This window comes from Curtobacterium sp. A7_M15 (assembly GCF_030705415.1).
Classification (GTDB): Bacteria; Actinomycetota; Actinomycetes; order Actinomycetales; family Microbacteriaceae; genus Curtobacterium.
Genome location: NZ_JAUZED010000104.1, coordinates 1 through 12,281, shown reverse-complemented (window position 1 = coordinate 12,281; position 12,281 = coordinate 1). Strand labels below are relative to the sequence as shown.

Sequence of the window (12,281 nt, the reverse complement as noted above, 5' to 3'; positions counted from 1 at the left end):
GCGCCGCGCTCCGCGCCGCACCCCGCGCGTCACCCCCGCAGCGCCAGCGCCTCGCTCCGCCACCGGGCGTGCTGCTCCCACGGGTCGCTCACGCCTGCCGCCACGACCGCGACGTGCCCGAGCAGCTCCGGCGTCACCCGGAACCACTCCGTGCCGGGGTACCGCGCCCCGGCGAACTGCCCGTGCCGCCGGCGCTCCAGGGTCCGGTCGCCGCGCTCGAACCCGAGGAGGTCCTGGTGCGGGATCGCCGCGAGCCGCTGCCGCGGGTTCGCCGTCGTCCCGATCTTGATCCGGTCACCGAAGTCGTCGCGCATCCGCAGGTAGTACACGACGTCGACGCGCGGGGGAGCGAGGTCGCCGTCCGGCACATCGCCCCAGCGCCACTCGCATGTCGCGCACACCGCTCCCGACGGGAAGCGCACCCCGATCCGCGACCCGCACACCGGGCACGGGCCGGGCAGGACGTCCTCGACGCCGGCGTGCTCGGCGGCGGCGTCGACCACGAGGGCGACGTGCCCCGCGCACAGCGGTATGGCGGGCAACGCCGACGCATCGACCGCACCGGCGTCGCATCCGGGCGCGCAGCAGGAGAGGGCGACCATGCCCGGAACGCTAGCCCGACCCACCGACGCGGGCCGCGCCTCCAGGCAGGGAGCTCCGGAGCGCTACTCGGTGAAGATGACGCCGATGGGTTCGCGCTTCTCCTCCTGGAACCGGTCTTCGGCGCGCCCGAGCGCCCAGTACGCGGACAGCGACATCTCGGACTTCTCGAGTCCCCAGTCGTCCTGCAGCAGTCGACGGATCGCCTTGATCGCGGTCCGCTCGCCGTGTGCGAACACCTGCACCGGCCTGGAGGCGCGGTCCAGCGACCGAGCAGCCTCCAGCAGGAGCGTGCCCGGCTCGGCGCCGGTGGCGTCGCGGTGCAGCCACCGCAGGTCGACACCGGTGGGGTGCGCGAGGTCCTGCTCGTCGGCCGGACCCGCCACCTCGACGAGGGCAATGCCCGTCGCGGTGTCGGGCATGGCCTCGAGGGCCGCCGAGATCGCGGGGAGCGCACTGTCGTCGCCGAGCAGCACGTGGGTGACGTCGGGGTCCTCGGAGGGGCGGTAGCCGCCGCCGGGGCCGGACAGCGCGAGGAGGTCGCCGGGCTGCGCCGAGGCCGCCCAGGGACCGGCGAGGCCGTCGTCGCCGTGCACGACGAAGTCCACCGCGATGGTGCGCGCCTCGTGGTCGACGGCTCGCACGGTGTAGGTGCGGCGAGCGGGTCGGTCGTGCTTGGGGAGCGACTCGCGCAGCGACTCGAGGTCGTACGGCGGGGTCAGCCCGAGCGACGGCTTCGCGAGCAGGAGCTTCACGTACTTGTCCGTGGTGGCGAGTCGCTCCGGGTCCGCCGCGGCGACGAACGCCTCGAAGGCCGGGCCGCCGAGGTGGACCCGGACCATGTGCGGCGAGAGACGCTCGGTGCGCTCGACGACGAAGACGTGCTGGGGGCGTGTGGGTTTCGAGCTCATCGGTGCGAGCTTCCTCTCTCGACTTCCGGGTGCGCTGTGCTTGACGTACCGCTCAGTAAGGTTAGCCTTACCTCCATGGACACCGTCATCCCGTTCTCCGAACTGCTGCGCCGACGCACCCGTCGCTCGCAGGGTCCGTCGGGCGGCGACGGGTTCATGGGGGACCTGCTCGCCGGCCGGTGCGACGTCGCCGAGTACGCGGCCCTGCTCGGGCAGTACGCGTTCGTGTACGACGCCCTCGAGCGTGCGGCGGAGCGGATGGCGGAGCACCCGGTCGCGGCTCCGTTCGTCACACCGCAGTTGACGCGGATGCCGGCGATCCGGGCGGACCTCGAGTACCTCGTGGGGCCGGACTGGTCCGAGCTCCTGTGCCCGCTTCCCGAGACGACCGCGTACGTCCGGCGGCTGAACGAGGTCGCGGCGACGTGGCCCGGCGGGTTCGTCGCCCACCACTACACGAGGTGCCTCGGCGACCTGTCCGGTGGTCGGCTGCTCGGAGGGCTGCTCGCGGAGCAGTTCGGCTTCGAGACGAACGGCGTCCTCTTCTACATCTTCGACCAGGTCGCCGACCCGAGCGCCTTCGAGGAGACGTACCGGGCGCAGCTCGACGCGGCTCCGTGGTCGTCCCAGGAGCGCGAGCGCGTGATCGCCGAGGTCGAGCTGGCGCACCGGCTCGACGGCGCGCTGCTCGCGGGCCTCGACGCGACGCGGGGGCCGACGATCCGCGACTCCGGGGCGGCCGGCGGCGACGTGCCCGTGATCGCCTGACCGACCCGGGTCGATCCGAGCGGCACCGTGCCGCCCACCAGACCCGCCGGGATCGCGGAGCGCGTCGCTTCGCAGGGGTGCTTCCGCCACGCGCCGCGATCCCGGCGCCCTCGTGCTCGGCGTGCTCGGCGCGCTCGTTTGGTGAGCAGAACCTGTCGGGTACGCGTCGCCGAGGCGACCATTCCTGCTCACTGGACGCAGCGCGCGGCGCCCCGCGCCCAGGGGGCGATGCGTCCGGACGGGAGGCGCGGGTCGGCGCCGCACCGCGCCTCCCGTCCGTCCGTCGTCGCGTCCACGGCGCTCCGTGAGCAGAAGCGGTCGGGTCCGGTCCGCGCTGGCGACCGTTCCTGCTCACGAAGCGAGCGGCACGCGCGCCCCACCCCGCGCGGTCCGTCCGGACGGTTGTCGTCACCGATCCCGGCGGGCCGATACGCTGCTGGGATACCGGGACGATCCTCCCGGACGACCCGGAAAGGACCACATGACGGCGATCGACGGCCAGACGCGCCACGGACGCGCTCGGGACGACGTCAGTGGCGCGGTCGACAGCGACCTGCGCTCGGACGTGCGGTACCTCGGCAAGCTGCTCGGACGCGTCCTGCGGGAGACCGGCGGCGAGGACCTGCTGCACGACGTGGAGAGCCTCCGTGCCGCGGTGATCGACGCGTACGAGGGCGGCGAGACCGAGGGCGCGGCCCGCGCCGAGGCCATCGTGGCGGGCCTGTCCGCCGAGCGGGCCGAGGCCGTGGCGCAGGCGTTCACGACCTACTTCCACCTCACGAACCTCGCCGAGGAGCACCACCGCGTGCGCGTGCTCCGGCTCCGCGGCGACGACGGCGGACTCGCGGGTGACTCGTTCCCGGCGACGTACGCCTCGCTCGTCGACCAGGTCGGCGACGAAGCGGCGTCGGCCCGGCTGCGCGAGCTGCGGTTCCACCCGGTGCTCACCGCGCACCCGACCGAGGCCCGCCGGCGCGCGGTGACCACGGCCGTGCGGCGCATCACCGACCTCATCGACGAGCGCGACCGGACGACGAACGCCACGGCCCTCGCCGAGAACGAGCGACGACTGCTCGAGGAGATCACGACCCTCCTGCGCACCTCGCCGCTCCGCACGACCCGCCCGACCCCGCTCGACGAGGTCCGCACGGCGATGAGCGTGTTCGACCAGACGCTCTTCGAGATCGTCCCGCAGGTGTACCGCCTCCTCGACGACCGGCTGCTCGGCGACGACGCGGGCCGCGTGCCGGTCACAGCGCCGGCCTTCGTCCGCTTCGGCACGTGGATCGGCGGCGACCGCGACGGCAACCCGCACGTGACCGCCGACGTCACACGTCAGGCGGCGGAGATCGCGGCCGAGCACATCCTGCTCGGCCTCGCGCGCGCCGCCACCCGCATCGGCAGCACCCTGACGCTCGACGCGAGCGAGACCCCGGCGGACGCCGGGCTCACCGCCCTCGTCGCCGCGCAGGAGTCGCTCGACCCCGGGATCGCCGAGCGCATCGGCGTCCGCGCTCCGAACGAGACGCACCGTCGGGCGCTCCTGTTCGTCGCGGCGCGCATCGATGCCACGCGCCGGGGCGAGGCCGAGCTCGCCTACTCGGGGCCGGAGGAGCTCCTGGCCGACCTCCGCACGATCCAGACCTCGCTGGTGGCGGCCGGGGCGACCCGTCCCGCGAACGGCGAGCTGCAGAACCTCGTGTGGCAGGTCGAGACCTTCGGGTTCCACCTCGCCGAGCTCGAGGTCCGGCAGCACTCCCAGGTGCACCGGAACGCCCTCGCCGAGATCCGCGCCGGCGGCGAACTGAGCGAGACCACGGAAGAGGTCCTCGCCGTCTTCCGCACGATCGCCGAGCTGCAGGCCCGCTACGGCGTCCGCGCCGCCAGCCGCTACATCGTGTCGTTCACGCAGTCGGCTGCCGACCTCGCGAACGTGCACGAGCTCGCGGTCGCCGCGCTCGGGTCCCCCGAGGCCGCACCGGTGCTCGACGTCATCCCGCTGTTCGAGACCTTCGCGGACCTGCACGCGAGTGTCGACATCCTCGACGAGGCCGTGCGCACCGAGCCGTTCCAGCGTCGCCTGGCCGCGACCGGACGCCGTCTCGAGGTCATGCTCGGCTACTCCGACTCCTCGAAGGACGTCGGTCCGGTGTCGGCGAACCTCGCGCTCTACGACGCCCAGGCCCGGATCGCCGACTGGGCGAAGCGGCACGACGTCGAACTCACGCTGTTCCACGGCCGCGGCGGCTCGCTCGGCCGCGGTGGCGGTCCGGCGAACGAGGCCGTCCTGGCGCAGCCCCGCGGGTCCATCGACGGCCGACTGAAGCTCACCGAGCAGGGCGAGGTCATCTTCGCCCAGTACGGCGACAAGGACATCGCGGCACGGCACCTCGAGCAGATGGCCTCGGCCACGCTCTTCGCGTCCTCGCCGTCGAACGAGGACCGCACCGCCGCCGCCGCGACACGCTTCGCCGACCTCGCGCAGCAGCTCGACGACGTCTCACGCGAGGCCTTCTACGGTCTCGTGAAGGCGGACGGCTTCGCGCCGTGGTTCGCCCGCGTGACGCCGATGGAGGAGATCGGTCTGCTCCCGCTCGGCTCCCGCCCGGCCCGCCGTGGCCTGAGCGTCGAGTCGCTCGAGGACCTCCGGGCGATCCCGTGGGTGTTCTCGTGGACGCAGGCGCGCATCAACCTCGCCGGGTGGTACGGCCTCGGATCCGCTCTCGAGGCCGTCGGTGACGTGGAGCTCCTCCGCACCGCCTACGCCGAGTGGCCGCTGTTCGGCGCGATGATCAAGAACGTCGAGATGTCCCTCGCGAAGACCGACGAGCACATCGCCCGTCGGTACCTCGAGCTGGCGGACCGCGACGACCTCGCCGCGAAGGTGCTCGACGAGATGCTCCGCACCCGCGAATGGGTGCTGCGGGTCTCGGGAGGGAGCGACGTCCTCGAGGACCGGCCCGTCCTCGCACGCGCCGTCCGACTCCGCAGCCCCTACGTCGATGCGCTCTCGCACCTGCAGCTCCGGGCACTCCGCGCGATCCGCACCACGGGCAGCACGGACCCGACGGACGGCGACCACCGGTTGCTCCTCCTCACGGTGAACGGGATCGCGGCCGGCCTGCAGAACACGGGCTGATCCACCCGGACCGGCCGGCGGTCGTCGACGCGACCGCCTCGAGCCCGGGAGGCGCGGTGCCAGCTGGCACCGTCCCTCCAGGCACGGCCGTCACCCCGCTGGCGCGGTGCGCCGGTACCGGCGGGTGGGGCCCACCTCCAGGCACGGCCGTCACCCCGCTGGCGCGGTGCGCCGGTACCGGCGGATGGGGCCCACCTCCCGTCCGTGCCGGTGCGCGCAACGCGACGGCACCTCCTTGTCGAATCGATTCGGGGGCGCGTAGCGTGGCGGCCGTGACGACGGAGCGCCGAGGACCGACCACCCGCACGGGCACGCTGCCGCCGATCCTGCCCCTCGCCCTGATCGTCGGTGTCTCGCCCTTCGCGACCGACATGTACATCCCGGCGCTGCCCGCCATCGCGCGCGACCTCGGCACGACGCCCGGCGCGGTCCAGCTCTCGTTGACGGCGTTCCTGGTGGCGTTCGCCGTCGGTCAGCTGCTCGCCGGGCCGGTGAGCGACGGCATCGGACGGCGGCCGCTGCTGCTCGTCGGCACCGCGGTCTTCGCCGTCGCGTCCGTGGGGTGCGCCCTGGCCCCCGACGTCGTGACGCTCGTCGTGGCGCGCGTGTTCCAAGGGCTGGCGGGCGCGGCGGGAGCCGTCGCCGGGCGGGCGATGGTCTCGGACGTGGTCGGCGGGCCGCGGATGGCGAAGGTGTTCGGGACGCTCGCGGCCATCAACGCGATCGGGCCCGTCGTCGCGCCGCTGGCCGGGGGAGCGGTGCTGACGGTCGGCACCTGGCGGCTCATGTTCGTCGTGCTCGCGGTGCTCGGGGCCGCCTTCTTCGTCGCCGTGGTCGTCTGGTTCCACGAGACCCTCCCGCGGGCGTTCCGCGGCGGTGCGGGCCTCGGCGCGAACTGGGAACGCATCCGCGAACTCACGGCGATCCCGCGGTTCCGCGCCTACGTGCTGACCGGGGTGCTCTCGACCATCGGGTTCTTCGCGTACATCGCGACCAGTTCGTTCGTGTTCCAGACCGGGTTCGGGTTCTCCGAGGGGATGTACACCCTCGTCTTCGCGACGAACGCCTCGATGATGATCGTCACGACGCTCGTGTTCCGTCGCATCGTCGGACGGTTCTCCGAGGACGCGCTGCTCTCCTTCGGCCTGGCGCTCGGCACCCTCGGAGCGACGGGCGTGCTCGTGTCGGCACTGCTCGGGGCCGGAGCAGTCCCGGTCTGGGTGTCGCTCGCCGTCGTCACCGCTGCGTGGGGCTTCGTCCTGCCGGCGGCCATGACGCGCACCCAACACGTCGGCGCCGCACACCCCGGGACCGCCGCCGCGCTGCAGGGCGGGCTGACGTTCGGGCTCGGCGGCCTCGGCACACCGCTCGCGGGAGCACTCGGCGGCACGGCCGTCGCGATGGGGTCCGTGATGGCGGTCCTGATGGCGGCCGCCGTGGTCGTGCAGCTCCTGGCCACGCGACGGACCGGACGCGCCTCGACGGGTTCCTGAGCAGGACCCGGTAGGTTGCAGGGTGCACCCGCACCGAACCCAGGAGGCACCGAGATGGACATCGTCGTACACGAAGCGGACGCCGGCGCCGCTGTGCTCGAGTGCAGCGGCCGGTTGAACATGGTGTCGGCCCCGACCTTCCGCGAGACCGTCGCGAAGGTCGTCGGCGACGGCCGGTCCCGCGTGGTCGTCGAACTTTCCGGCGTCGAGTTCATGGACTCCTCCGGACTCGGTGCACTCGTCGGGTCGCTCAAGGCCGCACGCCAGGCTGGCGGGGACCTGCGCATCGCCGCACCGTCCGACCAGGTCGAGATGATCCTGAAGCTCTCCAACATGGACAAGATCCTCCGCACGTACCCGGACGGGGACGCCGCGGTGACCGACTGGGCATGAACGCCGTGGTCGGCGGGCACAGCCTCGATCTGGCGTGTCCTCCGGACGACGTCACCGCGGTGCACACCTTCCTCGCGACGGTGTGGGACACCGAGCCGACGGTCTCAGCCGAGGACCGCATGGCACTCGAGCTGGCGCTCGTGGAGCTCACCTCGAACGTCATCGAGCACGGAGCAGCCGGTCGTGGCGTCTCGTGCTCGCTCCATCTCGACGTCGGCACCGACGCGGTCGAGGTGCACCTGACGGACGACGGCGTGCCGGTGCCGGTCGACCCGTCCGCCGCGAGTCTCCCCGACGCGCTGGCCGAGAGCGGGCGGGGTCTCGCGCTCGTGCAGATGGTCGTGGACGACCTGCGCTACGAACGGGTCGCGGACCAGAACCGATGGACGGTGCGGCGCGGGCGACACTGAGCGTCGGCGTCGTGCTCGCGCCTGATCGGAGGGCCGCTCGGGTCGAGCGGGGGGCATCGTCCGCTTCGCGCAGTGGATAGGCCGGTATCCGCAATGCGCGGGCATCGACCCCGTCGGTTTCGTGCCGCCGTGTCACGATCCAGTCGATGAACGTCGAGCCCGACCCCAGGATCAGATTCGAGACGTCCGGGACCGACCTCGAGGCGGCGATCCACATGTACGAGGACGCCTACGAAAGCACCGGCTTCCAGGCGGGCCGGACGGAGCGCCCCTTCAGCTACCGGTTCCGGGTCACCGGGGACGAGCGCATGTCCTTCCGCTCCACGCGGTTCGACGCCCGGGCGCAGGGCGAGGTGGAGTCGGCGGACGAGTACGTCGTGATGTGGCTCTCCGACGGTGGCGGCATCGTCGACGTCGGGCGCCAAGAGGTCGACTTCGCGCCGGGGACGCCGATGATGTTCCCGACCGGTCGACCGTTCGCCTTCGACCTGCAGGACGTCCGGCAGAACCTGGTGCAGTTCGACCGCACCTTCCTCGAGGCGGTGGCGGCCGAGGAGCACGGTACGCAGCCGGCGCCGCTCGTGTTCGACCACACCCAGCCCCCGCGGCGTGAGGACCTCCGGGGGTGGAACGCCCAGGTCCGCCGGGCCGCCGAGGTCGTGCTCGGCGAGGCTCCGGCGTCGCAGCTGGCCCTCGCCGAGGCCGCCCGGGACACGGCGCTCGCGCTCCTCCGCACGTTCCCGCACACCGTCCTCGCGCCGGACGTGACCCTGCCGCAGGGCGCCACCGGTCGGGTGCGTGAAGCGATCGAGTACATGCACGCGTTCGCCCACACCCCGATCACCACGACCGACGTCGCCGAGCACGTCGGGCTCAGCGTGCGCGGGCTCCAGCAGGCGTTCCAACGGCAGGTCGGTTCCGCGCCCAACGCCATGCTGCGCGGCATCCGGCTCGACCGGGTCCGCGACGAACTCCGACGCGCGTCACCCGGCGAGGTCACGGTCGCGGCGGTCGCCGTGCGGTGGGGATTCGCACATCTCGGCCGATTCTCCGGGGTCTACGCCTCGCGCTTCGGTGAGTACCCCCGGGACACGCTGCACGCCTGAGCCGACCGCCGCTACGCTTCGAGGGTGTGCAGACCTCGACCGTGGGTGATCGTCCCCGGGATCTGGAACTCCGGCCCGGACCACTGGCAGTCGCTGTGGCAAGACGAGCGGTCGTCCGACGGCCCGGGCTCGGTCGTCCGGATCGCACCGGCATCGTGGACCGAACCCGACCCGGACGACTGGTCCCGTGCGATCTCCCGCGCGGTGGCAGCGGTCGACGAGCCGCCGGTGCTCATCGCGCACAGCCTGGGGGTCCTCGCCGTCGCCGCGTGGCTCGGGCAGCGCGGACACGCCGAGGTCGTGGGCGCCTTCCTCGTCGCGCCGCCGGATCCGCTCGCGCCGGGGTTCCCCGCCGCGGCGGCCGGGTTCGTCGAGCCCGTGGCCCAGGCGGCCCCCGAGGTCCCGACGCGGTTGGTGGTCAGCGACGACGACCCCTACTGCGCGGTCGACCGGGCCATCGCGTTCGCGGACGTCCTCGGCGCGGGAGTCGTCCGGGTCGGCGCACTCGGGCACGTGAACGTCGCGAGCGGGCTCGGCGGATGGTCTGCCGGCCGCGCCCTGGTCACGGACCTCGAGCGCACGATCTGACGCCCTACGACACGCCGTTCACCTTCCAGGCGATATTGCAGGGACTGCGGCGACACACCGGGGATGTCCGACGAGATGAGCGTCGCGATATTTATCCTTCGATCATGGAAACGCAGTCCGGTGCACGCACCCCCCTCGTCGACCCGTTCGGTCGCGAGCTCGAGGAGTGGCTCCGTGACGCCCCGGCCACGCGCGCTCCGTACCTGTCGGACCTCGTGGTCCCGCCGGTCACCGGGCCCGTGCAGCGGCCGGCTGCAGCGTCGGACGCCCCGGTCGAGCCCGCGACGACCAGCCGTGCTGCGGTCGTCGTCGACGACGCCGCCTTCCGTCGCCCCCGCGACCGTGCTCGGCACGCCGCGGCGTGTGCGCCGTCGTTCCCCGAGCCTCCGGAGCGCATCGCCCTCCGCATCGAGGACCTCGCCGTCGAGGTCTCCTCGGCGAGCGGCCGCTCCACCATCGAGCGCATCGTGATCCTCGAGGACGAGGTCCGTCGTCGCGACGAGGACCTCGCTCGACTCGCAGCGTGGGAGGCCACCGTCGCCGGACAGCGCGACCCCGAGGTCGAGGCCGCCCGTGCCTTCGCGCACTCCGTGTTCGCGGACCTGCTCGCCGATGCCGCACTCGAGGCCGACCGACGTGACCGTGCGGCGGCGCGTCGTGCGGCCACCGGGAGCGTGTCGATCACCGCCGTGAGCGCCGCAGCCCCGGTGTCCACCGCGACCCCGGCTCCTGCCGTCATCGCCGCGACGGCGCCCGCTCCGGCGCTCGTGGACGCAGCCGAGGTCGTGGACGCGATCGACGCCCTGGAGGCGACCACGCCGGGACTCGGCGATGCCGTTCGGCCGGTGCTGTCCCTCCCGGTCGTCTCACCGGTCTCCGCGAACACGCGACCCACACCGCTCGTCCAGCCAGCCACGGGCCCGACCGTGATCGACCGTGCCGCCTTCGCCGCTGCGCTGACGGCGCACGCCGGCGCGACGGCCAGCACGCCCGTCGTGCTGCCCGAGGCGGTGGCACCGATCGCGACCACCGAGCGTCCCGCTCAAGCAGTCGAGGTCGCTCCGGAAGACCGGGCCGCCGCCGGTTGGTGGTCGCGGCTCGTCGCCCGCATCATGCGGGCGTTCGGTCGCCGCTGACCCGCCGAGTTGCGCTCGCGCCTCGTCGTCCACAGCGCTGATCGGTTCCTTCGTCGTCCACAGGGCGCCGCGGTCGGCCCGCGTGGCTCGGTAGACTGACGGGATGCCGACGCTCCGCGAACTCCAGGCCGTGATCGAAGACCTGTGGCCCGCATCCGGCGCCGAGTCCTGGGACTCCGTCGGGCTCGTGGCGGGCGACCCTGACGACGTGGTCGAGCACGTGCACCTCGCGGTGGACGCTGTCCCGGCCACCGCCCGTGAGACGGTCGAGCTCGGAGCCGACCTGCTGCTCACCCACCACCCACTGCTGCTCCGCGGCGTCACCACCATCGCCGAGTCGACGTACAAGGGCAGTGTGCTCGCCACCCTCGTCCGCGGCGGGGCGGCGCTCGTGGCAGCGCACACCAACGCCGACGTCGTGACGACCGGCACCTCGGCCGTGCTCGCCGACCGGCTCGGTCTGGTCGACCAGCGTCCGCTCGAGCCCGGCGCGGACCCGTCGACGGGCATCGGCCGCGTCGGGGCCCTCGGCGAACCGACCACGCTCGGGGCGCTCGCCCGGGCCCTGGTCGACCTGCTGCCCGGTACCGCGACCGGCGTGCGGGTCTCGGGGGAGTTCGACCGGCCGATCCGAACCGTCGCACTCTGCGCCGGCGCCGGCGACGCCTACCTCGGGCACCCCGCCGTCCTCGGCGCCGACGTGTACGTCACGAGCGACCTCCGCCACCACCCGGCCTCCGAGTTCCGCGAACAGGCGCTGCTCGGCGGCGGGCCAGCACTCATCGACACCTCGCACTGGGCCACCGAGTGGCTCTGGCTCGACGTCGCCGCCGAACAGCTCCGGCGTGCCGCGGGCGTCCGCGTCACCGTGAGCGACCTCCGCACCGACCCGTGGGACTTCGCCGTCCTGCCGGCCGCCGAACCCACCACCGACACACAAGGAGTCTGACCATGAAGGCAGCACCCGAGGACCAGGTCATCCTCCTCGACGTCCAGCGGCTCGACAACGACGTCACCCGGATCGCGCACCGCATCACCGCCCTGCAGAAGGGGGATCGGCTCACCGAGCTCGGCACCACGGCCGCGGGGCTGCGCGCCCAGCTCGCGGCGGCCACCGGCGAGGTCGAGGACGCCGAGCGCGAGCTCGCCCGCCTCGAGTCCGACACCGCGACGGCGCAGGCTCGCGTGGAGCGTGACACCACGATGCTCCAGAACGTCTCGAGCGCGAAGGACGCCGCGGGCCTCCAGAACGAGCTCGACTCGCTGCAGCGTCGCATCGGCGACCTCGAGACGGCCGAGCTCGAGGTCATGGAGAACCTCGACGGCTTCCGCGCCCGGGTCGGCGACATCGAGGCGCAGCTCGCCGACGTCGAGGCCGCGCGCGCCGGGCTCGTGGCCGAGCGCGACGCCGAGATCGCCCGACTCGAGTCCGACCGCGAATCCGCCACGCAGAGCCGCGCCGCCGTCGCCGCGAAGGTGCCGGCGGACCTCCTCGCGCTGTACGACCGGCAGCGGGCGCGCTACGGGTTCGGTGCCTCGTTGCTGCAGGGCGGCGTGTCGACGGCGTCCGGTGTGACGCTCACGAACTCCGACCTGCAGGCGATCCGGCAGGCCGCCCCCGACGACGTCGTGCTCTGCCCGGACAGCGACGCGATCCTGGTGCGCTCGGAGGAGTCCGGGCTCTAGACGACACTGACGACGGACGGGAGGCGCGGTGCCGGCTGGCACCGCACCTCC

At 73.2% G+C, this 12,281-nt stretch carries 12 protein-coding genes; 10 read left to right on the top strand and 2 right to left on the bottom strand.

The window, feature by feature from the left end; all coding sequences use genetic code 11:
• Positions 1-29: 29 nt before the first annotated feature.
• Together Q7F20_RS15230 and Q7F20_RS15225 are read right to left on the bottom strand one after the other, a co-directional pair.
• A complete protein-coding gene (locus Q7F20_RS15230; RefSeq protein ID WP_305740917.1) occupies positions 30-602 on the bottom strand; it encodes a GIY-YIG nuclease family protein in 573 nt (190 codons plus the stop codon).
• 63 nt (positions 603-665) lie between these two features.
• Positions 666-1,511, bottom strand: a complete 846-nt coding sequence (locus Q7F20_RS15225; RefSeq protein ID WP_305740916.1) for a siderophore-interacting protein — start codon at positions 1,509-1,511, stop codon at positions 666-668.
• Positions 1,512-1,586: 75 nt separating this feature from the next.
• Between Q7F20_RS15225 and Q7F20_RS15220 the strand changes: the two genes are divergently transcribed.
• From Q7F20_RS15220 to Q7F20_RS15175, 10 genes are all read left to right on the top strand, one after another.
• Entirely contained in the window at positions 1,587-2,279 is a 693-nt protein-coding gene (locus tag Q7F20_RS15220) for a heme oxygenase (biliverdin-producing) (RefSeq protein WP_305740915.1), read from the top strand.
• 481 nt (positions 2,280-2,760) lie between these two features.
• Entirely contained in the window at positions 2,761-5,418 is a 2,658-nt protein-coding gene (locus tag Q7F20_RS15215) for a phosphoenolpyruvate carboxylase (protein WP_305740914.1), read from the top strand.
• Positions 5,419-5,690: 272 nt separating this feature from the next.
• Entirely contained in the window at positions 5,691-6,911 is a 1,221-nt protein-coding gene (locus Q7F20_RS15210; protein WP_305740913.1) for a multidrug effflux MFS transporter, read from the top strand.
• Between the two features lie 54 nt (positions 6,912-6,965).
• Complete coding sequence (locus tag Q7F20_RS15205) at positions 6,966-7,304, top strand: STAS domain-containing protein (RefSeq protein WP_305740912.1); 339 nt, start codon at positions 6,966-6,968, stop codon at positions 7,302-7,304.
• Positions 7,301-7,714 carry an ATP-binding protein gene (locus tag Q7F20_RS15200; RefSeq protein ID WP_305740911.1) on the top strand — a complete coding sequence of 138 codons (414 nt, stop codon included), beginning with the start codon at positions 7,301-7,303 and terminating at the stop codon, positions 7,712-7,714. The genes Q7F20_RS15205 and Q7F20_RS15200 overlap by 4 nt, the downstream gene beginning before the upstream one ends.
• A 146-nt stretch (positions 7,715-7,860) precedes the next feature.
• Positions 7,861-8,820, top strand: coding sequence for an AraC family transcriptional regulator (locus tag Q7F20_RS15195; RefSeq protein WP_305740910.1), 960 nt, complete (start codon positions 7,861-7,863; stop codon positions 8,818-8,820).
• A 24-nt stretch (positions 8,821-8,844) separates the two neighbouring features.
• Positions 8,845-9,408, top strand: coding sequence for an alpha/beta hydrolase (locus Q7F20_RS15190; RefSeq protein ID WP_305740909.1), 564 nt, complete (start codon positions 8,845-8,847; stop codon positions 9,406-9,408).
• Positions 9,409-9,512: 104 nt separating this feature from the next.
• Entirely contained in the window at positions 9,513-10,544 is a 1,032-nt protein-coding gene (locus Q7F20_RS15185; protein ID WP_305740908.1) for a hypothetical protein, read from the top strand.
• A 103-nt stretch (positions 10,545-10,647) separates the two neighbouring features.
• Positions 10,648-11,493: a Nif3-like dinuclear metal center hexameric protein gene (locus Q7F20_RS15180; protein ID WP_305740907.1), complete on the top strand. Its 846-nt coding sequence runs from the start codon at positions 10,648-10,650 to the stop codon at positions 11,491-11,493.
• Between the two features lie 2 nt (positions 11,494-11,495).
• Positions 11,496-12,230 (top strand): zinc ribbon domain-containing protein, encoded by a 735-nt coding sequence (locus tag Q7F20_RS15175; RefSeq protein WP_305740906.1) that lies wholly within the window; start codon positions 11,496-11,498, stop codon positions 12,228-12,230.
• Positions 12,231-12,281: the final 51 nt, after the last annotated feature.

Excerpts from the sequence above, each read along its gene's own strand:
- Q7F20_RS15230 (WP_305740917.1), bottom strand. The coding sequence starts at position 602 with ATGGTCGCCCTCTCCTGCTGCGCGCCCGGATGCGACGCCGGTGCGGTC.
- Q7F20_RS15225 (WP_305740916.1), bottom strand. The coding sequence starts at position 1,511 with ATGAGCTCGAAACCCACACGCCCCCAGCACGTCTTCGTCGTCGAGCGC.
- Q7F20_RS15220 (WP_305740915.1), top strand. The coding sequence starts at position 1,587 with ATGGACACCGTCATCCCGTTCTCCGAACTGCTGCGCCGACGCACCCGT.
- Q7F20_RS15215 (WP_305740914.1), top strand. The coding sequence starts at position 2,761 with ATGACGGCGATCGACGGCCAGACGCGCCACGGACGCGCTCGGGACGAC.
- Q7F20_RS15205 (WP_305740912.1), top strand. The coding sequence starts at position 6,966 with ATGGACATCGTCGTACACGAAGCGGACGCCGGCGCCGCTGTGCTCGAG.
- Q7F20_RS15200 (WP_305740911.1), top strand. The coding sequence starts at position 7,301 with ATGAACGCCGTGGTCGGCGGGCACAGCCTCGATCTGGCGTGTCCTCCG.
- Q7F20_RS15195 (WP_305740910.1), top strand. The coding sequence starts at position 7,861 with ATGAACGTCGAGCCCGACCCCAGGATCAGATTCGAGACGTCCGGGACC.
- Q7F20_RS15185 (WP_305740908.1), top strand. The coding sequence starts at position 9,513 with ATGGAAACGCAGTCCGGTGCACGCACCCCCCTCGTCGACCCGTTCGGT.
- Q7F20_RS15180 (WP_305740907.1), top strand. The coding sequence starts at position 10,648 with ATGCCGACGCTCCGCGAACTCCAGGCCGTGATCGAAGACCTGTGGCCC.
- Q7F20_RS15175 (WP_305740906.1), top strand. The coding sequence starts at position 11,496 with ATGAAGGCAGCACCCGAGGACCAGGTCATCCTCCTCGACGTCCAGCGG.